Source organism: Gilvimarinus algae (assembly GCF_030518215.1).
GTDB classification, from domain to species: domain Bacteria; phylum Pseudomonadota; class Gammaproteobacteria; order Pseudomonadales; family Cellvibrionaceae; genus Gilvimarinus; species Gilvimarinus algae.
In genome coordinates this window covers 483,999-507,224 of sequence record NZ_JAULRT010000035.1, presented here as the reverse complement: position 1 = coordinate 507,224, position 23,226 = coordinate 483,999, and the positions used below count along the sequence as shown (strand labels likewise).

Annotated in this window: 21 protein-coding genes; 13 read left to right on the top strand and 8 right to left on the bottom strand. The window is 58.2% G+C overall.

The window, feature by feature from the left end; all coding sequences use genetic code 11:
• Positions 1–191: 191 nt before the first annotated feature.
• A complete protein-coding gene (locus tag QWI16_RS05930; protein ID WP_302711848.1) occupies positions 192–1,229 on the bottom strand; it encodes a LysM peptidoglycan-binding domain-containing protein in 1,038 nt (345 codons plus the stop codon).
• 169 nt (positions 1,230–1,398) lie between these two features.
• Between QWI16_RS05930 and def the strand changes: the two genes are divergently transcribed.
• The 9 genes from def (at position 1,399) to QWI16_RS05885 (ending at position 10,587) form a co-directional block, all read left to right on the top strand.
• Positions 1,399–1,905, top strand: coding sequence for a peptide deformylase (def, locus tag QWI16_RS05925; protein ID WP_302711847.1), 507 nt, complete (start codon positions 1,399–1,401; stop codon positions 1,903–1,905).
• Positions 1,906–1,932: 27 nt separating this feature from the next.
• Entirely contained in the window at positions 1,933–2,898 is a 966-nt protein-coding gene (gene fmt, locus QWI16_RS05920; RefSeq protein ID WP_302711846.1) for a methionyl-tRNA formyltransferase, read from the top strand.
• Positions 2,895–4,196, top strand: a complete 1,302-nt coding sequence (gene rsmB / locus QWI16_RS05915) for a 16S rRNA (cytosine(967)-C(5))-methyltransferase RsmB (protein ID WP_302711845.1) — start codon at positions 2,895–2,897, stop codon at positions 4,194–4,196. The genes fmt and rsmB overlap by 4 nt, the downstream gene beginning before the upstream one ends.
• 121 nt (positions 4,197–4,317) lie before the next feature.
• Positions 4,318–5,703: a Trk system potassium transporter TrkA gene (gene trkA / locus QWI16_RS05910; protein ID WP_302711844.1), complete on the top strand. Its 1,386-nt coding sequence runs from the start codon at positions 4,318–4,320 to the stop codon at positions 5,701–5,703.
• A gap of 57 nt (positions 5,704–5,760) precedes the next feature.
• A complete protein-coding gene (locus QWI16_RS05905; RefSeq protein WP_302711843.1) occupies positions 5,761–7,206 on the top strand; it encodes a TrkH family potassium uptake protein in 1,446 nt (481 codons plus the stop codon).
• Between the two features lie 377 nt (positions 7,207–7,583).
• Positions 7,584–8,270, top strand: a complete 687-nt coding sequence (locus QWI16_RS05900; protein ID WP_302711842.1) for a class D sortase — start codon at positions 7,584–7,586, stop codon at positions 8,268–8,270.
• A 13-nt stretch (positions 8,271–8,283) separates the two neighbouring features.
• The gene (locus QWI16_RS05895; RefSeq protein ID WP_302711841.1) at positions 8,284–8,844 is read left to right on the top strand and encodes an LPXTG cell wall anchor domain-containing protein; all 561 of its coding nucleotides are present in this window, start codon (positions 8,284–8,286) and stop codon (positions 8,842–8,844) included.
• 95 nt (positions 8,845–8,939) lie between these two features.
• Positions 8,940–9,293, top strand: coding sequence for a VOC family protein (locus QWI16_RS05890; RefSeq protein WP_302711840.1), 354 nt, complete (start codon positions 8,940–8,942; stop codon positions 9,291–9,293).
• Between the two features lie 187 nt (positions 9,294–9,480).
• Positions 9,481–10,587: a DUF748 domain-containing protein gene (locus QWI16_RS05885; RefSeq protein ID WP_302711839.1), complete on the top strand. Its 1,107-nt coding sequence runs from the start codon at positions 9,481–9,483 to the stop codon at positions 10,585–10,587.
• On the opposite strand, the gene QWI16_RS05880 is transcribed toward QWI16_RS05885, so the two are convergent.
• The 4 genes from QWI16_RS05880 to QWI16_RS05865 are packed head-to-tail and all read right to left on the bottom strand — an operon-like array spanning position 10,579 to position 14,670.
• Positions 10,579–11,535 (bottom strand): alpha-L-glutamate ligase-like protein, encoded by a 957-nt coding sequence (locus QWI16_RS05880; RefSeq protein WP_302711838.1) that lies wholly within the window; start codon positions 11,533–11,535, stop codon positions 10,579–10,581. The genes QWI16_RS05885 and QWI16_RS05880 overlap by 9 nt on opposite strands.
• Positions 11,535–13,052: a UUP1 family membrane protein gene (locus QWI16_RS05875; RefSeq protein ID WP_302711836.1), complete on the bottom strand. Its 1,518-nt coding sequence runs from the start codon at positions 13,050–13,052 to the stop codon at positions 11,535–11,537. The genes QWI16_RS05880 and QWI16_RS05875 overlap by 1 nt, the downstream gene beginning before the upstream one ends.
• Positions 13,049–13,783: an ATP-dependent zinc protease family protein gene (locus tag QWI16_RS05870; protein WP_302711835.1), complete on the bottom strand. Its 735-nt coding sequence runs from the start codon at positions 13,781–13,783 to the stop codon at positions 13,049–13,051. The genes QWI16_RS05875 and QWI16_RS05870 overlap by 4 nt, the downstream gene beginning before the upstream one ends.
• A gap of 17 nt (positions 13,784–13,800) precedes the next feature.
• Positions 13,801–14,670 (bottom strand): lysophospholipid acyltransferase family protein, encoded by an 870-nt coding sequence (locus QWI16_RS05865; RefSeq protein ID WP_302711834.1) that lies wholly within the window; start codon positions 14,668–14,670, stop codon positions 13,801–13,803.
• A 216-nt stretch (positions 14,671–14,886) separates the two neighbouring features.
• Here QWI16_RS05865 and glyQ point away from each other — a divergent pair, with 216 nt between their 5' ends.
• From glyQ to QWI16_RS05845, 4 genes are read left to right on the top strand one after another with little or no spacing between them, the layout of a single operon-like run.
• Positions 14,887–15,834 carry a glycine--tRNA ligase subunit alpha gene (glyQ, locus tag QWI16_RS05860; RefSeq protein WP_302711833.1) on the top strand — a complete coding sequence of 316 codons (948 nt, stop codon included), beginning with the start codon at positions 14,887–14,889 and terminating at the stop codon, positions 15,832–15,834.
• Positions 15,835–15,837: 3 nt separating this feature from the next.
• Positions 15,838–17,916 carry a glycine--tRNA ligase subunit beta gene (glyS, locus tag QWI16_RS05855; RefSeq protein ID WP_302711832.1) on the top strand — a complete coding sequence of 693 codons (2,079 nt, stop codon included), beginning with the start codon at positions 15,838–15,840 and terminating at the stop codon, positions 17,914–17,916.
• 3 nt (positions 17,917–17,919) lie between these two features.
• The gene (gene gmhB / locus QWI16_RS05850; protein WP_302711831.1) at positions 17,920–18,483 is read left to right on the top strand and encodes a D-glycero-beta-D-manno-heptose 1,7-bisphosphate 7-phosphatase; all 564 of its coding nucleotides are present in this window, start codon (positions 17,920–17,922) and stop codon (positions 18,481–18,483) included.
• A gap of 24 nt (positions 18,484–18,507) precedes the next feature.
• A complete protein-coding gene (locus QWI16_RS05845; RefSeq protein WP_302711830.1) occupies positions 18,508–19,278 on the top strand; it encodes a lysophospholipid acyltransferase family protein in 771 nt (256 codons plus the stop codon).
• On the opposite strand, the gene QWI16_RS05840 is transcribed toward QWI16_RS05845, so the two are convergent.
• From QWI16_RS05840 to QWI16_RS05830, 3 genes are all read right to left on the bottom strand, one after another.
• On the bottom strand, positions 19,275–20,396 hold the full coding sequence (locus tag QWI16_RS05840) for a pectate lyase (protein WP_302711829.1): 1,122 nt from the start codon (positions 20,394–20,396) through the stop codon (positions 19,275–19,277). The genes QWI16_RS05845 and QWI16_RS05840 overlap by 4 nt on opposite strands.
• Before the next feature lie 55 nt (positions 20,397–20,451).
• Positions 20,452–21,651, bottom strand: coding sequence for a GGDEF domain-containing protein (locus QWI16_RS05835; RefSeq protein ID WP_302711828.1), 1,200 nt, complete (start codon positions 21,649–21,651; stop codon positions 20,452–20,454).
• Positions 21,652–21,859: 208 nt separating this feature from the next.
• The gene (locus tag QWI16_RS05830; protein ID WP_302711827.1) at positions 21,860–23,158 is read right to left on the bottom strand and encodes a GGDEF domain-containing protein; all 1,299 of its coding nucleotides are present in this window, start codon (positions 23,156–23,158) and stop codon (positions 21,860–21,862) included.
• Positions 23,159–23,226: the final 68 nt, after the last annotated feature.

Here is a 23,226-nt window from a genome sequence, read left to right as displayed (position 1 = left end):
GCTCCGCTCGCCTGAGCTGCGCTAGGGAGCGATCCAAAATGTTCGAATAGCGGCTTGATAGTCCCCGGGCCAACCCCAGGTAGACGGGACAGTAGCAGTGCAGCGCTGGTGGCGTTCACAGTCAACCTCCTTGTTAAGGGGGCGCCGATCCATCGGCGCCCTGGAATGCAGAATCGACGCTTTAGCGCACCCTAGGGGTTACGCAGGCGATCGCCAACGGCCATGGGGCGGGTGGACTCCATCACAATGGCGAAGCTCAATTTTTCAAAGGTGCGGAACACCATCAACAAACCTGCGCGCTCGTCCATCAAAGTAATAGTGTCGCCGGAGACTCGATCCTGAATGGTTTCGCCTTTAACAAAAGACTCAAACACATTGCCCACCTGAACGCCATCGCGATCGCCCTTGTCGATAATCACCACGTCAAGCTTGCCAATCTGGGATACCCCGCCTTCCACCGCGACAATTTCAGCCTCAATGGGAAAGTCCGGTGCGCTGGGGTAGAAAATGGAGTCCACCGAGCGCTCTTTGCTGGGCAGTAACAAATCTCCTGAACGAATCTCCTCTTTGGAGCGGGTAACGAATACCCGGGCAATATCACCGTCGACTTTGTCTATGCTGACACCGCCCACGCCCAGTGCGTGAATACCCAGAAGCTCTTCGTTTTCTTCATCGTAGAAGGTCTCACCCTGGCGAAACACACTGAAATTCCCAATATCTTCCGGGAAGGTGCCACGGGCGTAAGCGATGTCGCCTTTACCCACGATCAGGCGCTTCTCCGGGCCGGCCACCATGTAGGGAGCGCCCTCGACATCTTCGGGCATCACGATGCGCGAGCGCGACAAGTAGGAGGCAATGGCATCCAGCGGCACAGCGGGAATCGCCTCTTCAATCGGCAGCACGCGAATAGTGGGTTCCAGCTTGGCATCCCCAGAAGGCGCGAGGCGCACCGTACGGTCCACCGTCAGACGTGGCTGACCATCGATATAAACCAGGCGAACCACATCGCCGGGGAAAATCAGATGTGGGTTGTCAATATCGGGATTGGCGTGCCAAATTTCCGGCCAGAGCCAGGGAGATTCAAGAAATTTACCGGAGATATCCCAGAGCGTATCGCCCTCCACCACCACATACTCATCGGGGGAACTGGACTTGAAAGGCGAGGATTCGGCCCAAGAAAAGACACTGGCCGCCGATAACGCCAGAACAGCAAAAATCATTTTTTTCATAGAAACCGATCCTGTTTTTGTTCGGCCCTGAGCGGTTTAGCCGTTATAATAGCGCAATGAAAGGCGCTATGCGAATGGTTGGCCAAGGGATTTACCCAGGTTAAATCCTGTACGATCATCATGTTAGCAGCGCTTGTTACCTTTTTACTAGAAGTTTGTCACAAAGCCTATGGCCCTACTTGAAATTCTGGAGTTTCCCGACCCACGCCTGCGCACCATTGCCCAGCCCGTTGAGACGGTAGACGACAGCATCCGCGAGCTGATCGACAACATGTTCGAGACCATGTACGCCGCTCCCGGCATCGGTTTGGCCGCCACGCAGGTCAACGTCCACCGGCGCATTGTCGTTATGGACATCTCAGAAGACCAGAGCGAACCGAGGGTCTTTATTAACCCCGAGGTCACCGTGCTGGGCGAAGACATGCAGCCCTACGAGGAGGGTTGCCTGTCTGTGCCGGGCTTTTACGACAGCGTCGACCGGCCCATCCGCATACGGGTCAATGCGCTGGATCGGGACGGTAACCCCTTTACCCTGGAGCCCGACGGCTTACTGGCCGTGTGCATCCAGCACGAGCTAGATCACCTCAACGGCAAACTCTTTGTCGACTATCTGTCCCAGGTAAAACGCCAGCGCATTCGCAAAAAGCTCGAAAAACTCCACCGTGCCCGGGCCTGAGCCCCGGCACCACCTCCGGAATCCGCAATGACCAACCCCCTGCGACTGATCTTCGCCGGCACACCCGATTTTGCCGCCCACCACCTGCAGGTACTGATCGATAGCCCTCATGAGGTGATCGCCTGCTACACCCAGCCGGATCGCCCGGCCGGGCGAGGCAAAAAGCTCAGGCCCAGCCCCGTTAAGGAAAAAGCGCTGAGTGCCGGCATACCCGTATTCCAGCCACTGTCGCTTAAAGGCGACGCCGACCAGGCGGAGCTCGCCGCCTTGGACGCTGATCTGATGGTGGTGGTGGCCTACGGGCTGCTACTGCCCAAAGCCGTACTCGATACCCCCAGGCTTGGCTGTATCAACGTCCACGCCTCGCTGCTGCCGCGCTGGCGCGGCGCCGCACCCATTCAGCGAGCCATTGAGGCGGGAGATAAGGAAACAGGCATTACCATCATGCAGATGGATGTCGGACTCGACACCGGGGACATGCTCATCAAGGCCATCTGCCCCATCAGCAACAACGACACAGGCGGCAGTCTGCACGACCAGCTGATGCAGCTCGGCGGCCCGGCACTGCTCGAGGCCCTGACGCAACTGGCCGCAGGCCGGGCCCAGCCCGAAGAGCAAGACGACAACCTGTCCAACTACGCACCCAAGATCAGCAAGGCGGAGGCGCAAATCCGGTGGCAGGACAGTGCCACCCAAATCGATCAGAAGATCCGGGCCTTCAACCCTTTCCCGGTGGCCTACACCGTTCCGGCCAAAACACCCGACACGGCCGTGCGTATCTGGCAGGCGTCGCCACTCCCCGGCTCCGCCGCCGAGCCGGGCACTGTGGTGGATATCACCCCGGAGGCGCTGGTCGTCGCCTGCGGTGAAGGTCGACTGGCGATTACCCGGCTGCAGCTGCCAGGGAAAAAAGCCATGTCCGTCGCCGAGCTGCTGCGGGGCAACCACTCACTGTTTACCCTAGGCGAGCGCTTTTTGGAGCCGGCGGCATGACGCCTCGGCTGGCCTGCGCCCGCGCCTTGGCCGAGCTGCTGCGCCAGCACGGCTCGCTGGCCAGCAGTCTGCCCCAATGGCAGGAGAAAGTCGCACCGAACGACCGGGCTCTGGTGCGCGAGCTGTGCTACGGCACCATGCGCTACTATCCACGCTTGCGCGCCTGTCTCAATGCCTTACTGGAAAAACCGCTGCGCGGTAAAGACGGCGATGTTCTTGCGCTTATGCTTCTCGGACTCTATCAGCTGGATTACACCCGCATCCCCGACCACGCTGCCATTGGCGAGACTGCCGGCTGCGCGCGCGCATTGAAAAAGCCCTGGGCCACCGGTTTGATCAACGGCGTGCTGCGCCGCTATCAAAGAGAGCGCGACCAGCTGGCCGCGGCTCTGGCCGACGATCGGACGTTTTGCACGGCACACCCACAATGGCTGCTCGAGGCCATTGAAGGGGCCTGGCCCGACCAGGCCGGAGCAATCATTGAGGCCAATAATGCCCACCCACCCCTGACCCTCAGGCTCAATACCCGGACCGAATCCCGCGATCAATATCTGCAGCGCCTCAGTGCCGCCGGCCTGGACGCCCGTCCGACCGACTGCAGTGAATACGGCTTTACTCTCGCCAGCCCCTGCGATCCGAAGCTGTTGCCCGGCTTTACCGAGGGCCTGATCAGCGTTCAAGACGAGGCGGCGCAACTGGCGGCGCCGCTGCTGGATCTGGCGCCCGGGCTCCGAGTGCTGGACGCCTGCGCCGCGCCCGGCGGGAAAACCGGCCACATTCTGCAATCGGAGCCAAGGCTTTCGCAGGTAACCGCCCTGGACATCGAGCAGCGCCGCCTGAAACGGGTAACCGACAACCTGCAGCGGCTCGGTGTTGAGGCTCGCGTGGTGGCGGGCGACGCCGCCCAACCCAACAGCTGGTGGGACGGCCAACTCTTCGACCGAATCCTGCTGGACGCACCCTGCTCGGCCACGGGCATCATCCGCCGTCAAAGCGATATCAAGCTGCTGCGCAGCGCCGACGACATCACGCGGCTCGCGCGAGTACAGGGACAATTGCTGGACGCCCTCTGGCCCTTGGTTAAACCCGGTGGAATCTTGCTCTACGCCACCTGCTCCGTCCTGCCGGAGGAAAACAGCGAACAGGCCAAAGGCTTTTTACAGCGCTCGGGCGACGTCCAGACCCTAACCATAGACGCGACCTGGGGGCTGGCACAGGACGTCGGCCGCCAACTGCTGCCACAGGCTAATGGGCACGACGGGTTTTACTACGCAAAATTCAGAAAAATAGCCAAATGACCGCCAAAAGCGGTAAAGTCTGGCCAATCCATAGCAGGCTTGCACTCGGTGGACCCGGAGCTGCTGCCCGGCTTCGCAATACCCGGCGAACTTCTCAAACAAGACACTGGCTGGCAGATTTATGAAGATTATCATTCTCGGTGCGGGACAAGTGGGCGCCAGCCTCGCCGAAAATCTCGCCGACGAATCCAACGACATTACCGTTATCGACACCGACAACACCCGCTTGCGCGAACTGCGCGACCGGCTGGATATCGGCGTGGTCAATGGCGAGGGCTCCCACCCCGACGTGCTGGTGCAGGCGGGCGTGGAAGACGCCGATATGCTGGTCGCCGTCACCAATAACGATGAAATCAACATGATCGCCTGCCAGGTGGCCCACAGCCTGTTTCGCACCCCCACCAAGATCGCGCGCGTCAGGGCGACCGCCTATCTGACCAACAACAAGCTGTTCAGCAACGACGCCATCCCCATCGACGTGCTGATCAGTCCCGAGCAGCTGGTTTCCGACTACATTCACCGGCTGATAGAAACGCCCGGCGCCCTGCAGGTGCTGGATTTTGCAGAGGGCAAGGTGCAGTTGGTGGCCGTGAAGGCTTACCACGGCGGCCCCTTAGTGGGCCAGGAACTGCGCTTTCTACGCCAGCACATGCCCTCGGTTGAGACCCGCGTGGCCGCCATTTACCGGCGCGGCCGGGCGATCATGCCTACGGGCTCTACCCTGATTGAAGCGGACGACGAGGTGTTCTTTCTCGCCGGCAAGAGCGATATCCGCGCCGTAATCAGTGAGCTGCGGCGTATGGAAACCGCCTACAAGCGGATAATCATCGCCGGCGGCGGCAACATCGGCATGCGCCTGGCGCGCAAGCTGGAGGGGCGCTACAGCGTGCGGGTGATTGAACACAACAAGGGCCGCGCCAACCACCTCTCAGAACACCTTGAGCGAGCCATTGTGCTGCACGGCAGCGCCTCGGATCAGGATTTACTCGCCGAAGAAAACATTGAAGACACCGATGTGTTTCTCGCCCTGACCAACGACGACGAAGCCAACATCATGTCGTCCATGCTCGCCAAGCGCCTGGGGGCGCGCAAGGTGATGGCGCTGATCAACAACCCGGCCTACGTAGACCTGGTGCAGGGCGGTGATATCGACATCGCCATTTCGCCGCAAACTACCACCATCGGTAGCCTGCTTACCCATGTGCGCCGAGGCGATATGGTCAGCGTTTACTCGCTCAGACGTGGTGCAGCAGAAGCCATAGAGCTGATCGCGCACGGTGACAAAAACTCCTCCAAAGTTGTTGGCCGGGCATTGGAAGACATCGACTTGCCGCAGGGCGCCAACATCGGAGCGCTGGTGCGCGAAACTGAATCGGGCAGCGAAGTGATCATCGCCCATGACGACGTGGTGGTGGAGAGTGGCGATCACGTGATTGTGTTTTTGCTGAACAAAAAGCACATTCGCGACATAGAAAAACTCTTTCAGGTTGGGTTTACTTTCTTTTAAGCGACGAGCCGTGCGGCCAATGAACTGCAATTTTTCAATTTCCAGCGTGGGGACAGGATGCACTTTGCGGTAATCTCCCGTGTGCTCGGCGTACTGCTGATGATGTTCAGCCTAACGCTGCTGATTCCCATCAGCGTCAGCTTGTGGTTTAACGACCACAACTACATGACCTTTCTCTGGGGTTTTGCCCTTGCCTTTGGTGCGGGCCTAGCCCTATGGGCGCCCGTCTACAAAAGCCGGGCTGACCTGCGCACCCGCGATGGCTTTTTGGTCACGGCACTGTTCTGGACAGTACTCGGCGCCTTTGGCTCGCTGCCACTTTATTTCTCCAACGGCCTGGACCTCTCGGTCACCGACGCCATCTTTGAATCCATTTCAGGACTGACCACAACTGGCGCCACCGTTATCACCGGGCTTGACGCCCTGCCGCCGTCGATTTTGTTTTACCGTCAACAGCTCCAGTGGTTTGGCGGTATCGGTATTATCGTAATCGCGGTCGCCATTTTGCCCATGCTGGGAATTGGTGGCATGCAGCTCTATCGTGCCGAGGCGCCCGGACCGGTAAAAGACAACAAGCTGACACCGCGCATCACCGAAACCGCCAAGGCGCTGTTCCTGATATACCTGACTTTCACAGCCCTGTGCCTGTTGGCGTACAAAATTGCCGGCATGTCCTGGTTTGACGCCCTGGCACACTCACTCTCGACCGTTGCCAACGGAGGCTTCTCCACTCACGACAACAGCATGCACCACTTTGAAAGTAACGCTATTTTGCTGATTTGCTCCATTGCCATGCTGATTGCCGGTGCTAACTTTGCCCTGCACTTTTTGGTCTGGAGAGAAAAAAATCCTCTGCACTACCTGAAAGACGCCGAGTTTCGTTTCTACGCCGGCTGGATTTTCTTCGGTTCCATCACCACGATCCTGCTGCTGGCAGTCACCCAAACCTACAGCGCCACCGATAGCTTTTTTATCGGTTTTTACAACTTGGCATCGACCCTGAGTACGGCTGGCTTTGCGTCAGACTTCAACGCCTGGCCGTCGTTTTTACCCTATATGCTGTTTCTGCTCGCCTTTCTCGGTGGCTGTGCCAGCTCCACCGGTGGCGGCATGAAGATGATTCGGATTCTGCTGCTGTACAAACAGGGCGTGCGGGAAATTCACCGGCTAATCCATCCCAAGGCCTGCATCCCTATAAAGCTCGGCACCCTGAGCGTTCCCAATCGGGTTATCGAAGCCGTGTGGGGATTCTTCGTGATGTATGTGGTGATGTACATCGCCATGTTTTTGATACTCATCGCCACTGGGCTGGACTTGCCTACGGCCTTTTCGGCCGTAGGCGCTAGCATCACCAACCTGGGCCCAGGCATGGGCGATGTGGCGGGCAACTACAGCGAGATCAACAGCCCGGCCAAATGGGTACTGTGTTTTGCAATGCTGCTGGGCCGGCTTGAGGTCTTTACCTTGCTCGTACTCTTCAGCCCGGTGTTCTGGCGACGATAAAATACGCTCAGGACACGTGACGCACGATTAAATGATCCCATTTTTAAACAATCTTGCCATATAGAGCGGAATCGCTAATAGCCGAATCATTGTAAAAGGCCACAGGATTGTCACTTTTCTCTACTTCATTTTTTCGCCGTTAACTCTCGTCCAGCGCTCTCGCCCAACAAACGGTTGAAACAGGCGCTGCCAAGCCGCAAAAAGCAGACGAGCGTCTCATTAAAACTAAAGTTTCAGCGCCAAATGCGTACCAGCTCTCTCCACTGTCACTTTTGCCGCCAAGCCCCGCCCTTGGGCCAATCCGTCACAGCGCACCCAAACCTTTGTGCTAGAGTTTAAGACCTTCGCAATTTCTTCCTCCGTGCAGGCATTACGCTATGGGTGCTGTTCGTCGATCGAATTTTTGCCTTTTGTTTTTTTTGTCTCGCAGTGCTCAGGTCTTTCTGTGGTCGATTGGCATTTTCCTGTTGAGCCTATCGGCTCATCAGTCGCTCTTACAAGGCCCAGTTGCCAACAAAAGCGTCCAGCAATTTCTCCATCAAGCCAGTGCCGAGAGCGCCGTCGCGCCGCCTTCATTAGCCGTGCCGGCATCTATCGATACCCGCTTGTGGAGCGCCACCAGAATTCAGGGCTTTACCAAGGCCGGTGAAAGCGCCGCGGACGAGCTTATCGGTGTAATGAGCATCCCCGGACTCGGGCTTGATGCCCCCATATACAGTGGTGCAACCGATGACAACCTCGACCGGGGGCTTGCCTGGCTCAGTAAAACGGCAGCGCTCGATTCTGTGGGCAACACCGCTATCGCCGGCCACCGGGACAGTTTTTTTCGTGTGCTGAAAGACATCAAGACAGGCGATGGTATCGCGATTACCACGCTCAGCGGTGTGCGGCGCTACCGGGTTACCAACATTCAAATTGTCTTACCTTCTCAGGTTGAGGTGCTGGCGCCCACAGACCACAGCCAATTAACACTGATTACCTGTTATCCCTTTTACTTTGTCGGAAGTGCGCCCGAGCGTTACATAGTGACGGCCACGGAAGACACCTTGGCGCAACTTCATTAAAAAGGAAATGACCATGAAGATATCCACCTGCTTAACAGTAACCGCGTTCGCCACCGCCATGGCAACCAGCGCTACCGCCCTGGCAAAAGACTGCTCTGAAGTTACCTGGAAAGAGGCCGTCATCAGCGAGTACCCGCAAATTGCCGACGCCTGCCAGGGCATTGTCGAGTTTAACGGTAAAGAGTACGTCGAGCTGGACGCTAAGTATGTTCGCTCCGCTGGCGATCAGGTGCGCATTCGCTTTATGCACCAGGATGGCGACTATGGACCGACCTACGAAACGAAAAACCTGCCAAAAAACTTTCAGATCGAAATCGATGGCCGTCAGCGCAGCATTCATACTTTGACCCGCGACTCCACCATGCAGCTGTTTGTCCCCACCGACCGCTTTGCCATTGTCGCCAAAGTCAATGATATGCCCAGTGAACAAGATCAGATGATGGTCGCTGACGCTTCAAGCTATCAGAGCTTACCCTCCACAGCGTCTAACACGTCGCTCCTTGGGCTGCTTGGCGCACTCGCCTGCTCCCTGGCTCTGGCACTGTCCGTGCTTGGCCGCAAGCGCCAAGCCTGAGAACTCATTATGCTTGGGATAGTAGTGGCGGCCTGACGGCCGCCCTCGCGGCGTGTTAGAGTGAGGCGCAGACAATAGCCAGCAAAGAGAATCGCATGACTCACCACGAAGCCATCCAGTACCTGGAAATTCCCTCCAGCGACCTTGCCGCCAGTAAACAGTTTTTCTCTGATGTGTTCGGCTGGCGCTTTACTGATTACGGCGATGGCTACTGTGCTTTTTCGTCCGAGACAATGGAAGGTGGCTTCTACCTGGCCGACCAGGTTTCCCTAACCGACAGAGGCGCGTGCCTGATTGTGTTTTACAGCGAGACCTTGGAAAGGACGCAGGACAAGCTCACGCACGCGGGCGCGCAAATCTCCCAGAACATTTTCAGCTTTCCCGGCGGCCGACGATTTCATTTTATCGAACCTGGCGGCAGCGAATTTGCTGTATGGTCTGACCGTTAACCGTAGGTAAAGTCATCTTCGGTATAGCCCTGCATTTATAAGATTTACAGCGGCTTTGAAGTATCTTCATAACGGCCCCTTACTTGTAACAGCTTTCGCCCCTTGACAGCCACATCAAGCGGCAAATCGCGATGGCACAGTCTTTGATTGATTCTCGTCTCCAGAGCAAATCATCAGCGAGTGACGTGTGAAAGCCAAGGCAGTCCCTTCCTTAACCACCTTTCGGGTCGTGATCGCGGCGGTTATTGCTTTGGTCATTTTAATTTGGGTGTTCATTCCATTTGCCATTCGTTGGTACCTGAACCATCAGGTGCTGGCGGATATGGGTCAATATTATGGCCGGGTGCAATCGGTAAAGGTGCATTTGCTCGATGGCGAATACCGCCTCGAGCAGCTAGTCATCTATCACAAGGATCGTGTGGCCACCGATCCAGAGTCCCCCTTTTTTCAACTCTCGGCCATGGATATCGGCATCAGCTGGTCGGCACTGCGCAAGCGCGAACTTTTGATGGACACCGATTTGTACCAGCCTGAGTTGCACATTGTCGAAGCCAAAGACGACGATAATGAACAACTTGGCGAGGGCACAAACTGGATAGAGGTTTTTGATCGGATTTTGCCCACGACCGTCAGCCGGCTCGGCATCCACAATGGGGTGATTCGTTTTAGCAATGCCGGGCGCACTCCCAAAGCCAGCGTGGAAATTACTCAAATTAATGCCCTACTCACCAATCTGACCAACATTGCCGGCGAAGACGGTCAGCGGGTAGCCAGCGCCAAGGCCTCGGGCAAGCTTTTTGACGAGTCGGCGTTTTCCATCGAAGCCGAGTTCGACCCCTTTGAATACGATGACTTTGTGCTGGCAGCGCAGGCAGACTCGTTCGAACTCTCACGCATCAATACTCTGGCCCAATCCTATGCCAATGTCGATTTTAAGTCGGGGAAAATGCAGATTTTTTGTGAGCTTGAGGCGAAAGACCGGCAGTTAAAAGGCTACATTAAGCCTCTGTTGGAGGATGTAAACATCGCCAGCTGGTCGCAGGATGTTGAACAACAGGGCGACAACCCTCTGCAGGTCACTTGGGAAGCACTTTGGGGCGTGCTGAGCGCCGTGTTTACCAACCTGGATTCGCGCAAGCTCGCCACCGAAATTGAGATAGAAGGCTCACTGGACGACACCGAGGTGCGTTCATTCAGTGCTTTCATCGGGGTGATTAAAAATGCGTTTATCGATGCGCTGCAGACACGCTTTAACGAATGGACACCTTTGACCCAAGCATCCGAATCAGAGTAGAGGGGTAACCGCAAACTCTTTCATGACATAGTCTACCCTCGACTCAGCCGTTGGAAAACGTTTCTCTTTTAACGTCTCGATGTGGCGCAGTCGGGGCAGCAAGCCAAATCCGTTGGCGACTTGAATCGCCAGACCAGGCCGGGCATTGAGTTCGAGCAGCTCCGGGCCCCGATTGGCATCCAGCACCAGATCAGCGCCGATGTAACCCAAGCCAGTCATATCGTAGCAACGCGAGGCGAGCAACAGCATACCGCGCCAATCCGGCACTTTGATTTCTTTGAGTGACCGTTTGGTATCCGGGTGCTCGTACACCGGCATGCCAAACTGTACAGCGTTGAGACAACGGCCACTGGACAAATCCAGGCCCACCCCCACTGCCCCTTGATGCAGATTGGCTTTGCCGTCGGAGGCGTGAGTGGCCAGGCGCAACATGGCCATTACTGGAAATCCGCGAAAGACCACTATGCGTATATCGGGCACACCCTCAAAGGAAAAACCTTCAAAGCAATCGTCAAACTCAATCAGATCTTCAACGATGACTTCGTCACTCACGCCCCCCAGTGAGTAGAGACCGGCCAAGGTGTTGCTCATGTGCCGGCGGATATCCTCCATTGTGATCTTGGCGCCCGAGGACTTTATAAAGTCTTTGCCATCGCGGTGAGTAATAACCCAAATACCCTTGCCGCCCGAACCCTTCGCCGGTTTTATCGCAAAGCCATTGAGGGTCTCCAGCTGCTGTTCAATATGGGCAATCTCGTGCTGCTCGGCCACCACAAAATGCAGCTGTGGTGTTGCCACCTTATACTCCTCCGCCAGCAACTTGGTTTTCAGCTTGTTATCTACCAGGGGGTAGAGCCGCCGATCGTTATAGCGACCAATAAAATCCCGGTTGCGGCAGTTCATGCCGAGCATGCCAAGGCGGCGCAACTTGAAGGGGCTGATCAACATCAGTCCATATTCTCCATTGAGCGGAAACGCCTGAGCTCGGAGAGCTTGTAGCCTGTGTATTGACCCATCAACAGGATAAACGCCAGTATGACCAAGTTCAGCTCGGGGAAGTTAAAGCTCAGGTGATTGATCAGCTCAATACTCATCAACAAATACGCCAACACAGCCACCAATAGACTGCCGCCCCCCTGAATCAGTACCTCGTGGGGCCCCTCCTCTTCCCAGAGAATACTCATGCGCTCTATGGTCCAGGCGATGATGATCATGGGGAAGAAAGTCACGGTAATGCCAGCGTTCAAACCCAGCTGATAACCCACAAGGCTCATGACCGATATCAGGAAAATAACCAGCACAATCAGCGTGGCGATACGCGCGACCAGTAGCAAGTTAAGGTACGACAGGTAATTGCGCAGCAGCAGTCCCAGGCCGACTATCAGAATAAAGCTGATAAGCCCCGGCACCAGTGACGTTTGCAAAAACGCCAGCGATATCAAAATGGGCATAAACGTACCGGCGGTACGCAAGCCCACCATCACCCGCATAAACACCACGACCATGGCACCGAGCGGTAGTAAAAACAGCATTTTAAACATGCTCTGCTCTTCAATCGGCAGGCTGTACACTCCGAGCAGGCTGAAAATATTGTCTTGAAACTGTACTTGCGAAAGCGCCATGGCCGGCACGGTTTGCCGGATCATGGAGAAAGTCAGGCTGGAGTTTTGCCCGCCGATGACATCCAGCTGAGCATCCACCCCACGGGACCAGAGCAGCAGATTTTCCGGCACGCCCTGCTCGCCGGTCGCAGCGTTCATCAGCAGCCAGCCCTCGTCGGTGAAGAGCTCCACCAGTGGTGTCAATGTCTGTCGCCGTCTGGCGTCTTCGAGATACAGCCCCATGGCCATGCGCGAGGGCACGCCCGACTGGTTGAGAAGCTTCACCAAAAGCCGCGAGCGGCTGGGCTCGGCCGCCAGCAACAACTGAGCGTTTTGGTCAGGTGAGTTGGGGCTTAGCAACTTGATCAACTCACGGGCTGTGCTGGCCGGTGAAGACGAGCGCGACAAGGCGCCGCGCAGTAACTCGCGCGCTGCTGTGGCCTCTGGCTCATCCCAGAACACGTCCTCGGCTTTCGGCGGTTCGGGGTCTTTGGGCTCGGGTTCGTAACTCACCGGCAGATACTGGGCGTTATAGTAGAGCGTCTGATAGCCCGTTACTTCGCGCCGGGTCCACTCGGCCCGCCGGTCGCGCTTGTCATCGAGCACGGCAAAGCCGTAGCCCGGCGAGGCGGCCTGCTCACGAATCAGACGAAACCCCGGCGCCGAATCAGGTAGATCCAGGCGCACGGTCGTTTTGCCGCCCTGTGCGAGAAAATCGATGCGCGCCTCAACCAGCCATACCGGCTTTTGCTCGCCGGGGACAAACGGCACTTCCGTTGTGTTGTGACGCAGCCCAGCGGTACCAAGGCCCGCCACAATCAATAAAATGACAATGGCGTAAAACGGCAAGCGGCGAATCTTCATTTTTCGGAGGCCTGTTCTGGGTCTGGCAGTGAAGCAATATTATCGCGGCTGACATCGACGACCATGACATCGCGCAATGCCAAACGCCCGAGTCTTACCGACGGGGCCGACTGCTTGCGATCGGCCAGGACAAACTCACCCTGCTGGGTAATGCGACCGAGCGTAAAGCGCAGCGCAATCACCGGTCTTTGCCCTTCGGATGCAACACTGCTTTGGCGAATCATCTTGCGCTCAAAGGCGCTGTCATCTTCGCTGTCGGCCGACAAGCTAAACCTTACCCAGTCTTCCCCGTTGCGCTCGAAACGCTGGATATCACGCACCGGTAAAATGGCGGTGCTGATGCCTGTATCAATGCGAGCCTCCAGACTCAAAGCCAGATCGTCAAAGTAGACTTGCTCGGTGGCGCCAACCAGTTGTTTGGCCACCTGATCCATGACCGGCTCAGTTGAGTTATCTTTCGGCGGCGGAGCAATAAAAGTGACGTCAGGGCAATTCGCCGCCTCGGCCTTGGCCACCTGGGAGCGGGTCTGCTCCAGCTCGGCGAGCAACTCGGCGAACCCCTGCGACAAATCGCGCTGCTGAGTCAACAGCAGCTGATGATTGTGGTCCGAGGCCATGGCACACTGATTCACTGTTTCCAGGTCACTGGTCTCTACCAATCGGTACTGACCGGCGCAGCCTGCCATCAATACCGGCAGGGCACACAGAGCAAACCGCGCTGCTAACTTCATTGATTTCACCTGTCTGTTCAGTAGGGCTCGCCAGCGGCGCGCCCTTTGAATCGTTTGTATTCCCACTGGTATTGCGCCGGCGCCTGCAGCAGAGCCTGCTCCACCGAGCGGTTCAAGCCCTCGGCCGCCACCACTGGGTCCGCATCGTAAATGGCGCTGTCGCAAGACCGGTAGACCACCTTGAATCCGCCGGGAATGCGCAGTGCATAGCACATCAGCACTTCGCACTCGGTGCTTCGCATCAAACTGTGCACCAGCGTCATTGTGAGGGCACTCTGACCAAAAAACGGCGCTTCAATTCCGCCATAGCCGGGGTCGGGCACCTGGTCCGGCAAAATCCCCACCATTTCACCGCGCTTGAGCGCCTTGATCAAAAGCGCCACGCCCCGGCGGCTGGTGGGCGCCAAGGCCAAATGCGCTCGCTGGCGGGCCCGGCAGATATAGTCATCGAGCGCTGAGTCACCCGGCGGCTGGTAGAGAATGGTGAGCTTGCCGTGCAGCGACAAAATACACGGCAGCACTTCCCAATCACCCAGATGCGGGGTCAGCATAATAACCCCCTTGCCCTGCTGCAAAGAGCGGCGCACCAGCTCGCCACCTTCGTAATCGAGCACTTTCTGACGCAGCCAACTGTCGCGGCGGCGCCAGATCACAGGAATTTCTGCACCGGCACGGCCGGTTTCGATCAGGCTGCGGCGCGTCAGTTGCTCGCGCTCGGCCTCCGGCATCTGCGGCATGCACAGCGCCAGGTTGGTCCGCGTCGTCTTTGCCGCACGCGCGCCGGTTTTCCACAGCAGCCAGCCAACCGCCGCGCCCAGAGCACGCGCCGACCCCAGAGGCAGACAACCAAGGCCCTTTACCAGCGCCAATACCACTCGTTGCTTCACGCAAAGCTCCAGACTAGGCCCAACAAAAAGAGAAGAAGCTTACCGGAATTCTTGTGCCAGCGAAAAGCACGTGACCACACTTTCTCGCACTTTACCGGCAAAACCCCGCCAGTTTGCCGCCCCGCCATACCAATAGCCAAGTTGTGACGCTATAATTCGCCCCTTTGATTTACCCGCGCCAAAGCGCCACACCTAAACCGCCGGAGGCCAAACGCTGTGTCCGAAAGACCCAAAGCCGATGTAAGCACCTTTCAGGGGCTGATTCTCGCCCTGCAGGAGTACTGGGCCCGCCAGGGCTGCGTTGTTCTGCAACCGCTGGATATGGAAGTCGGTGCCGGCACCTTTCATCCGGCCACCTTCCTGCGCGCCATCGGCCCGGAAACCTGGAACAGCGCCTATGTCCAGCCATGCCGCCGCCCTACCGACGGCCGCTATGGCGAAAATCCCAACCGCCTGCAACACTATTACCAATTCCAGGTCGTGCTTAAGCCCTCGCCCATTAACATTCAGGAGTTGTACTTGGGCTCTCTGCGTGAACTGGGCATTGATACGGCCATCCACGATATCCGCTTCGTCGAGGACAACTGGGAATCGCCCACCCTCGGCGCCTGGGGGCTGGGCTGGGAAGTGTGGCTGAACGGCATGGAGGTAACCCAGTTCACCTACTTCCAACAGGTGGGCGGGCTCGAGTGCTACCCCGTAACCGGCGAAATTACCTATGGGCTCGAGCGCATCGCCATGTACCTGCAGGGGGTGGATTCGATCTTCGATCTGGTCTGGACCATCAGCCCCTCGGGCGACAAAGTCACCTACGGCGATGTCTTCCACCAGAACGAAGTGGAAATGTCCCGTTACAATTTCGAGCAGGCCGATGTGGAATTCCTGTTTCACACCTTTGATGTCTGCGAGCGCGAGAGCGAACGCCTGGTGGCGGCTGGACTGCCCCTGCCCGCCTATGAAATGGTCATGAAGGCCTCCCACGCTTTTAACCTGCTGGATGCCCGCCACGCCATTTCCGTGACCGAGCGCCAGCGTTTTATTCTGCGCGTGCGCACTTTGGCGCGCGCCGTCGCCCAAGCCTATTTTGATACCCGCAAATCACTGGGTTTCCCGCTGGCCGAAGAGTCACTGCGCCGGGAAGTTTTAGCCGCGGAGGAGAAGTAACCCATGTCTGCTGATTTTTTGTTTGAACTGGGCACCGAAGAACTGCCGCCGGTCGCACTCAAATCCCTGATTGCCGCCTTTGAAACCGGTGTTGCCGAGGGCCTGGAAAAGGCCGGCCTGTCGCACCAGGGCATCCGCAGCTACGCGGCCCCGCGCCGTCTGGCGCTACTTATCGACCAACTGGCCGAGGCGACAGCAGTGCAGGAAGTCACGGTCTGGGGTCCGCCGGCGCAGATTGCCTTTGATAAAGAGGGCAAGCCCACCAAGGCCGCCGAAGCCTTCGCCAGTAAAAACGGCCTGAGTGTCGAGCAGCTCACCACAGAAAACGACGGCAAAGCCGACAAACTGGTGGCCCGGCAGAAAGCCGGCGGCGAGCAGGCCGTCGCACTGCTACCCGCTATTATCGACGAGGCGCTGGCCAAGCTGCCCATTCCCAAGCGTATGCGCTGGGGCGCCTCGCGCACCGAGTTTGTTCGCCCGGTGCACTGGGCGGTGATGCTCTATGGCGAAGCTCTGGTAGAGACTGAGATCCTCGGGGTGAAAACCGGCCGCGAATCCCGCGGACACCGTTTTCATCACAATCAGGCGATCCCTTTGAGCCGTGCCGGCGATTACGTGGAGGCGCTGCGCACGGCCTACGTACTGGTCGACAGGGCCGAGCGCCGCTCGCTGATTATCGAGCAGGTCAACCGCGAAGCCTCCGCCATTCATGGCACCGCGGTTATCGACGAGGACCTGCTGGACGAGGTGACTGCGCTGGTCGAGTGGCCGGTGGCCCTGACCGGCACCTTTGAGGAGCGCTTTTTGAACGTGCCCGCCGAGGCGCTGATCTCCTCGATGGCGGAACACCAAAAGTACTTCCACGTGGTGGATGACCAGGGCAAACTCAAGCCCAACTTTATTACCCTGTGCAACATCGAATCCACCGACCCGGCGCAAGTGATCGATGGCAACGAGCGGGTGATCCGCCCGCGCCTGTCCGACGCGGCCTTCTTTTTTGATACCGACAAGAAAACCCCACTCGCGAACCAGCGCGAGCGCCTGAAGAGCATTGTGTTTCAGGCCCAGCTCGGCAGCATTTTTGACAAGACTGAACGGGTTGCCTCGCTGGCCGCCGCCATCGCCGGGAAAACCGGCGGTGATACCGCCAAAGCCAAACGCGCCGGCGAGCTTTCCAAAGCCGATCTGGTCACTGAAATGGTGCTCGAATTCGACAAGATGCAGGGTATCGCCGCTTACTACTACGCCATCAACGATGGTGAGGACGAAGAAGTCGCCCGCGCCCTGACCGAACAGTACCTGCCAAAATTTGCCGGCGACAAACTGCCGCAAACCCCAACCGGCACCCTGCTCGCACTGGCGGACCGGTTGGACACCATCGTCGGCATTTTCGGCATCGGGCAAAAGCCCACCGGCTCCAAAGACCCTTTTGCGCTGCGCCGCGCCAGCCTGGGCGCCCTGCGCCTGATGGTCGAACAGGACATCAATTTGGATCTGCGCGAACTGCTGGAGCTGGCCGCCGCCAGCCACTGCGACAACATCAAAGACCCGGCCACCACCATCGACGACGTACTCGCCTATATGCTCGAGCGCTTCCGCGCCTGGTATGAGGAAGACCAAATCGCCACTGAGGTCTACCTGGCCGTGGCGGCGAAAAACCTCAGCCACCCGCTGGACATCAACGCCCGGGTGCTGGCGGTGGACGCCTTCGCCCGCATGAGCGAGGCCAGCGCCCTCGCCGCCGCCAACAAGCGTGTGTCCAACATTCTCGGCAAACTCGACACCGCCCCGGCGCAAAGCGTCGACACCGCTCTTCTGCAAGAGGGCGCCGAAAAGGCCCTGGCTGAAGCCGTCGCCGAAAAGACCAGCCGGGTAACACCGCTGTTTGCCGAGCGCCGCTACGCCGATGCCCTGGCTGAACTGGCGAGTCTGCGCGAGCCGGTAGACACCTTTTTCGACGATGTGATGGTTATGGCGGATGACGAGGCCCTGAAAAACAATCGCCTGGCACTGCTGGCGCAACTGCGCGGCTTGTTTTTGCAGGTGGCCGACATTTCTCTATTGGCGCCAACCAAGGGTTAACCGATGAAACTGGCCATTCTCGACCGGGACGGTGTAATCAACCACGACAGGGACGACTATGTGCGCTCGGCCGAGCAGTGGCGCCCCATCGACGGCAGCATAGAGGCCATCGCCCGCCTGTACCGCGCAGGTTATACCGTGGTGGTCGCCACCAACCAGTCGGGGCTGGCCCGCGGTTACTTTGACCTTGACGACCTGGAGGCCATGCACGCCAAGCTGACAGAGCTGGTGGAGGCCCAGGGCGCCCAGCTGGCAGCTATTTTCTACTGCCCTCACGGCCCCGAAGACCACTGCAAGTGCCGCAAACCCCTGCCTGGGCTGATTGACGCCATTGAGGCCGAATTCAACACCAGTGCGCAGAGCGCTGTGCTGGTCGGCGACAGCCTGCGCGATCTGCAGGCCGGACTCGCCAAGGATTGCCGGCTGATTCTGGTACAGACCGGCAAAGGCCAGCAGACCCTGGCGCAACTCGAGCACCACCCCGGCAGCTATCCCGAATACACGCTGGAGGGCCACGGCGTCGAGGTCTTCGCCAATCTCAACAGCGCGGTCGGCGCCGTCGTCTGAGTTACGCCTACAAGGATGCCCCTGTTGCTCTACTTACGCACGCTTCTTTTTAACATCGGTTACTACGGCACCGGGATTATCGCCGGCAGCATCAGCGTTATGATCTGGCCCTTTGTGCCCTACCGTTATCGCTGGCGGCTGATCACGCTTTGGAACCGCTTTGTGATGTTCTGGCTGCGCCTGACCTGCCAGATTCGCTTTAAGGTCATAGACCACCGCAAGCGCATCGACCATCCGGTGGTGGTCATGGCCAAGCACCAGAGCACCTGGGAAACCATGTTTCTGCAGTACTACATGGCCCCCATCAGCACCATTTTGAAAAAAGAGCTGATGCGTATTCCTTTTTTTGGTTGGGGGCTGGCCGCACTCAAACCCATCGCGATTGACCGCTCCAACCGCATGCAGGCACTCAAGGACGTCAAAGCCAAGGGGATAGAGCGGCTGCAAGAGGGGATCAGTGTGCTGATTTTTCCCGAGGGCACGCGTATGCCACTGGGCAAGGTAGGCACCTACTACAAAAGCGGCGCCGACATCGCCTGCGCGGCGGGCGTACCGGTTGTGCCGGTGGCGCACAACGCAGCCGAGTGCTGGCCGCACAAACACTTTTTAAAGTATCCGGGCACCATTACGGTGGTGATTGGCGATGCCATTGACCCGGCCGGCTGGGATCGCAAGCGCCTCACCGAAGAGGTCAAACGCTGGACTGAACAGCAGATTACCGATCTGCCGCTGGCCCGCAAAGACGGCATCTACAGCCACGATCTGGCCGAAAAGCCGATCACCACAGAGCGCTAGAGGCTCGCCGGCGCGCCCGCCGGGCGAATATTGGCCTCGCGCCACGCGGGGTAGGCCTCGCTCAAGAGTGTCTCTGCCCAGGCGCCCACCCCCGGCCCGTAAACCACCCCAGTGTCCTGCGCCGCCAGGCTGGCCCCGGCCACCACAGGCGCCGAGGTATCGATCTGATAATGACTCGCCCACAGTGGCTCGGTGGAGGGCAAACTCTCCGAGTGGGGCCAGGGGCCGCCGTAGGCGACTTGCGGCAAGCGGCTGTACCAGCGCTGCATGCTATTGCGCTCAAACCAGTCAACCGCGCCTTCTACCGCACGAATGACTTCAGCCGGCGGGCGCTGAATCTGCATCAGGTAGCGGACAATATCGGTGCTAACAGCCACATCCAAAGTGGGCAGCGGCTGCCCACGCGCCGCCGCCGGGCGAGACGTCTCCAGGCTATAGGCCCCCGCCCAGATGCTCGCCCGGCTGTTGTGCGCCTGCTGTAAGCGCAGCAAGAGCGCATCACCCTTGCGCACCGCCTCGGCGGCCTCGCGGCGGACATCAAAGGGGATGTAGCCGTAGGGCATCAGTCCGGCCGCCACCTTGCGTAAAAAGCGCAGGGCATCGAGAGTCACCGCTGTGTCCACCACCGCCTGATCCACCGCAATCGCCGTCGCCGGGCGCGCGTTCAGCGTCCAGCCGCCGTTGTACAGCTGCGCAGCCAGCACCAGCCGCAGCCCCTTGCGCGCCGCATTGCGATAGCGCACATCACCGGTCTGCAAATAGACATGGGACAGATAGAAAATCTGCGGGAACATGGTGTGATTGGCAAAGCTGCCGTCCTGGGCGTTTTGGTCCTTGAGAAACTGCAGTCGCTCATCATCGCTCAATTTGCGAAACGGGTTGCGATTGGCCGGCCAGCCGCCGCTATTGCGCTGCATCAGCAAGAGGTTGTCGGCGATGGCGAGTATCTGGTGCCGATCGTGCGGTTCGATCCGCTTATCCGGGTGCAGCGCACTCCACTGCTCAAGGGAGTCGGCAAAGGCGTCGGTGGCGATAGGCCGGTACACCGGCTGGTGAGCCGTGCAACCGATCAGCACCAGCGCAGAGAACAAACCGGTTACAAGTCGCGAGTTACCCATTCTGGCATCGTGTTGGCAGCAAATCGCACTATTGTAACCCACAAGAAGAAAGGGTCTAACCTTCTGACTCAAGTACCGTGCAATTGCGCCCGAGACCCTTGGCGCGATAGAGGCATTCATCTACCCGATTGAACAACTGGGTAAAACTTTCGCCCTGCTTGAGCTCGGCGACACCGAGGCTGGCGCTGACGGCCAGGGGACGATCGGCAAAGTAATTGGCACTGAAAATACAGTGGCGAATTTTTTCAGCCAACTGAAACGCCTGGGCCAAGCTCGTGCGGGGGCAGACCAGCAAAAACTCCTCACCACCCCAGCGCGCGAGAATATCCTGCGCGCGAGTATTGCGGCTGATAATGGAGGACACCTCGCGAATGACCCTATCGCCCTCGGCATGGCCGCGCCGATCGTTGATACGTTTAAAGTGGTCAATGTCGATAAGTATCACCGCTACAGGGGCCTCGAGCGAGGTGTCCATGCGCTCAAAGGCCTCCTCGAAGCCCAGCCGGTTTAACAGGCCGGACAGGCTGTCGCGCTCGGAGCGCTGCTTGAGTTCCTGGGCCTCTCCGCGCAGCTCGCGATGACGGCTCGCCAATTTTTTCAGTTTTTTCTCGTTGCCCTTGGCCCGACTCTTCCAATGCAGCGAGCGCACCACCAGGTAGGTGACCAGACCGATCAGCCAAGTGGCGAGGATGCCGAGATACCAACTCTCGGCGTTAACCCAGGGCCCGGTTAATGCCGCCCGTTTTAGCTTTACATCGTGAGGACCCGGGCCGAGACGGTCGCGCACATCAATGCCAATGACCACAATGTTGTTGAAGTCCGGCAGGGTAAAACTCCGCGGAATATCGCGATCGATCAGCCACCACTCGGACACGGAGAATTCATTAAAACCCACGGTGACGGGCTGATCGAGGTCCTGCCGGCGCAGGGTCACCACCATGTGCTGCGCCGTGTTCACATTGCCAGCCTCGGAATAATCCGGGTTAAAACTGCGCAAAATCACCGAAATGCGTGGCTGGGTACTCTCCAGCTCAATGTCCAATATGATGGCGTTATAAGAGGAAAAATCGACACCTTGTGAGAGATCACTCTCCTGAATGAGCTCTATGCTCATACCGCAATAAGTGGAGGGCTTTAAAGGCTCAATATGCTCGCAACGAAAGTGGTGCCTTGCGCTGTCGAGCCACGTCCCCATCGTACCCCCACCGTCGGTGGCATCGTAATAGAGATAGGTATTGAGATTTTCTCGGGCCAAAAGATCCATCTGGCGCGGTGGTAACCAAGAATGCGCCACAATAGCGATCATCGTGACAAGGACCGCTAGTATCAGACTGCTTTGACCACGATTAAAGCCACCGAACAAGCTGTTCTTCCCCCAAATAATCAGACTTTGCGTCCGCTATCTAACAGTGTAGCAACAAAAATGGCGTATTTTACTACGGCCGATCAGAAACTATCCAAGACTAGCTTATTTCGCGCTCAAGCACGCAGCAATTCCGCCCGAGACCCTTAGCTCGATAAAGACATTGGTCAGCCCGCGCCAGAGCCGACTCGAGACTCTCCGACGGCCGAATTTCGGTCACCCCCACGCTAACGGTAACCGCCAAGGACTTCTCCCGAAAGCAGGCCGCTTCAAAAATCGACTGGCGGATGGACTCGCCGCGTTTCAAGGCGCTGTCCCCACTGATACCCGGCAGCAAGATCAAAAACTCTTCGCCGCCCCAGCGCGCCAGAATATCCGTCGCGCGCGTAGCGCTGGCAATAAGTTGGGCCACATTTACCAGCACGTTATCGCCTTCAAGGTGACCGCGCCTGTCATTAATCCGCTTGAAGTGATCCACGTCCAGCAGCAATAAAGATACGGGGGCCTCGGCGCTCATATCCAAAGCGTCGACGGCCTGCATCAGGCCATAGCGATTGAGCAAGCCGGTGAGCCCATCCCGGCGGCTGAGCTCACTCAAGGTTTGCGCTTCGCTGTGCAGCGCGCGGTGGCGCTGGTAGAGCTCGCTGTACTGCTGACGGGCGGCGCTTGCGCTGCGGTAATGATGGGTGAGCTGCAAAAGTAAAAAGGCAACAGCGCCGGTCAACCAAGCGCTGATAATCCCGAGATACAGGGCCTCGGCACTCACCCAGGGACCTTCGACGACCAAGCGCTTTACCGCCGCCTCGTGCGGCCCCGCCGGCAGCTCGCCACTTAGGCTAATGCCGACCAGAATAATATTGGAAAACTCTGGCGCGCGGTACTGCCGAGGCAGGTTGCGACCATTGAGCCACCAGTCCGCGAGACGAAACTCGTCAAAACGCACCACGACACTCGGCGCGTAGTCGTCAGGCTCAAGATGGAAATTAATGTACTGTGCGCTCTCGCTGCTGCCGGCGGTGGAATAGGCCGAATTAAAATTTCGCATAAACAGTGCAATCAAAGGGGCCGTGGTATCCAGCTCCAGATCGATGCGCAACTGCTCAAAGCCCGATAGGTCGACGCCGTGAACTTCGTCCTCGCTGAGCGAGAGATTGAGGCCGCAGTATAAAGAGGGCTTATCCGAGCCCCGGGTGCAGCGAAAGTGGTTATTGTCGTAATCCACCCACTCGACGCGATTGCCTCCGCCGGCATCGGTGTCGTCGTAAATAAACCGCACATCCTCGGCCGTGGGCAAGAGCACCAGCTGGCGCAGGGGCATAAAGCGGTGTCCCACTACCAGAGAGAGCGTCAGGAGCAGCAGCGCTGGCAACAGCCAGCGCCCATGGACAAGGGGTTTCACGGAGGTAAAAAATCCTCAGAGAAGGTGCGTGCGTCTCTGAGAGTGTAGCACTGTCGTTCGCCCTATTG

Coding starts and splice junctions, on each gene's coding strand:
- QWI16_RS05840 (WP_302711829.1), bottom strand. CDS start 20,396: ATGGGTAACTCGCGACTTGTAACCGGTTTGTTCTCTGCGCTGGTGCTG.
- QWI16_RS05880 (WP_302711838.1), bottom strand. CDS start 11,535: ATGTTGATCAGCCCCTTCAAGTTGCGCCGCCTTGGCATGCTCGGCATG.
- QWI16_RS05905 (WP_302711843.1), top strand. CDS start 5,761: ATGCACTTTGCGGTAATCTCCCGTGTGCTCGGCGTACTGCTGATGATG.
- QWI16_RS05870 (WP_302711835.1), bottom strand. CDS start 13,783: ATGAAGTTAGCAGCGCGGTTTGCTCTGTGTGCCCTGCCGGTATTGATG.
- QWI16_RS05930 (WP_302711848.1), bottom strand. CDS start 1,229: ATGAAAAAAATGATTTTTGCTGTTCTGGCGTTATCGGCGGCCAGTGTC.
- def (WP_302711847.1), top strand. CDS start 1,399: ATGGCCCTACTTGAAATTCTGGAGTTTCCCGACCCACGCCTGCGCACC.
- QWI16_RS05895 (WP_302711841.1), top strand. CDS start 8,284: ATGAAGATATCCACCTGCTTAACAGTAACCGCGTTCGCCACCGCCATG.
- fmt (WP_302711846.1), top strand. CDS start 1,933: ATGACCAACCCCCTGCGACTGATCTTCGCCGGCACACCCGATTTTGCC.
- QWI16_RS05900 (WP_302711842.1), top strand. CDS start 7,584: ATGGGTGCTGTTCGTCGATCGAATTTTTGCCTTTTGTTTTTTTTGTCT.
- trkA (WP_302711844.1), top strand. CDS start 4,318: ATGAAGATTATCATTCTCGGTGCGGGACAAGTGGGCGCCAGCCTCGCC.
- glyS (WP_302711832.1), top strand. CDS start 15,838: ATGTCTGCTGATTTTTTGTTTGAACTGGGCACCGAAGAACTGCCGCCG.
- gmhB (WP_302711831.1), top strand. CDS start 17,920: ATGAAACTGGCCATTCTCGACCGGGACGGTGTAATCAACCACGACAGG.
- QWI16_RS05875 (WP_302711836.1), bottom strand. CDS start 13,052: ATGAAGATTCGCCGCTTGCCGTTTTACGCCATTGTCATTTTATTGATT.
- rsmB (WP_302711845.1), top strand. CDS start 2,895: ATGACGCCTCGGCTGGCCTGCGCCCGCGCCTTGGCCGAGCTGCTGCGC.
- QWI16_RS05890 (WP_302711840.1), top strand. CDS start 8,940: ATGACTCACCACGAAGCCATCCAGTACCTGGAAATTCCCTCCAGCGAC.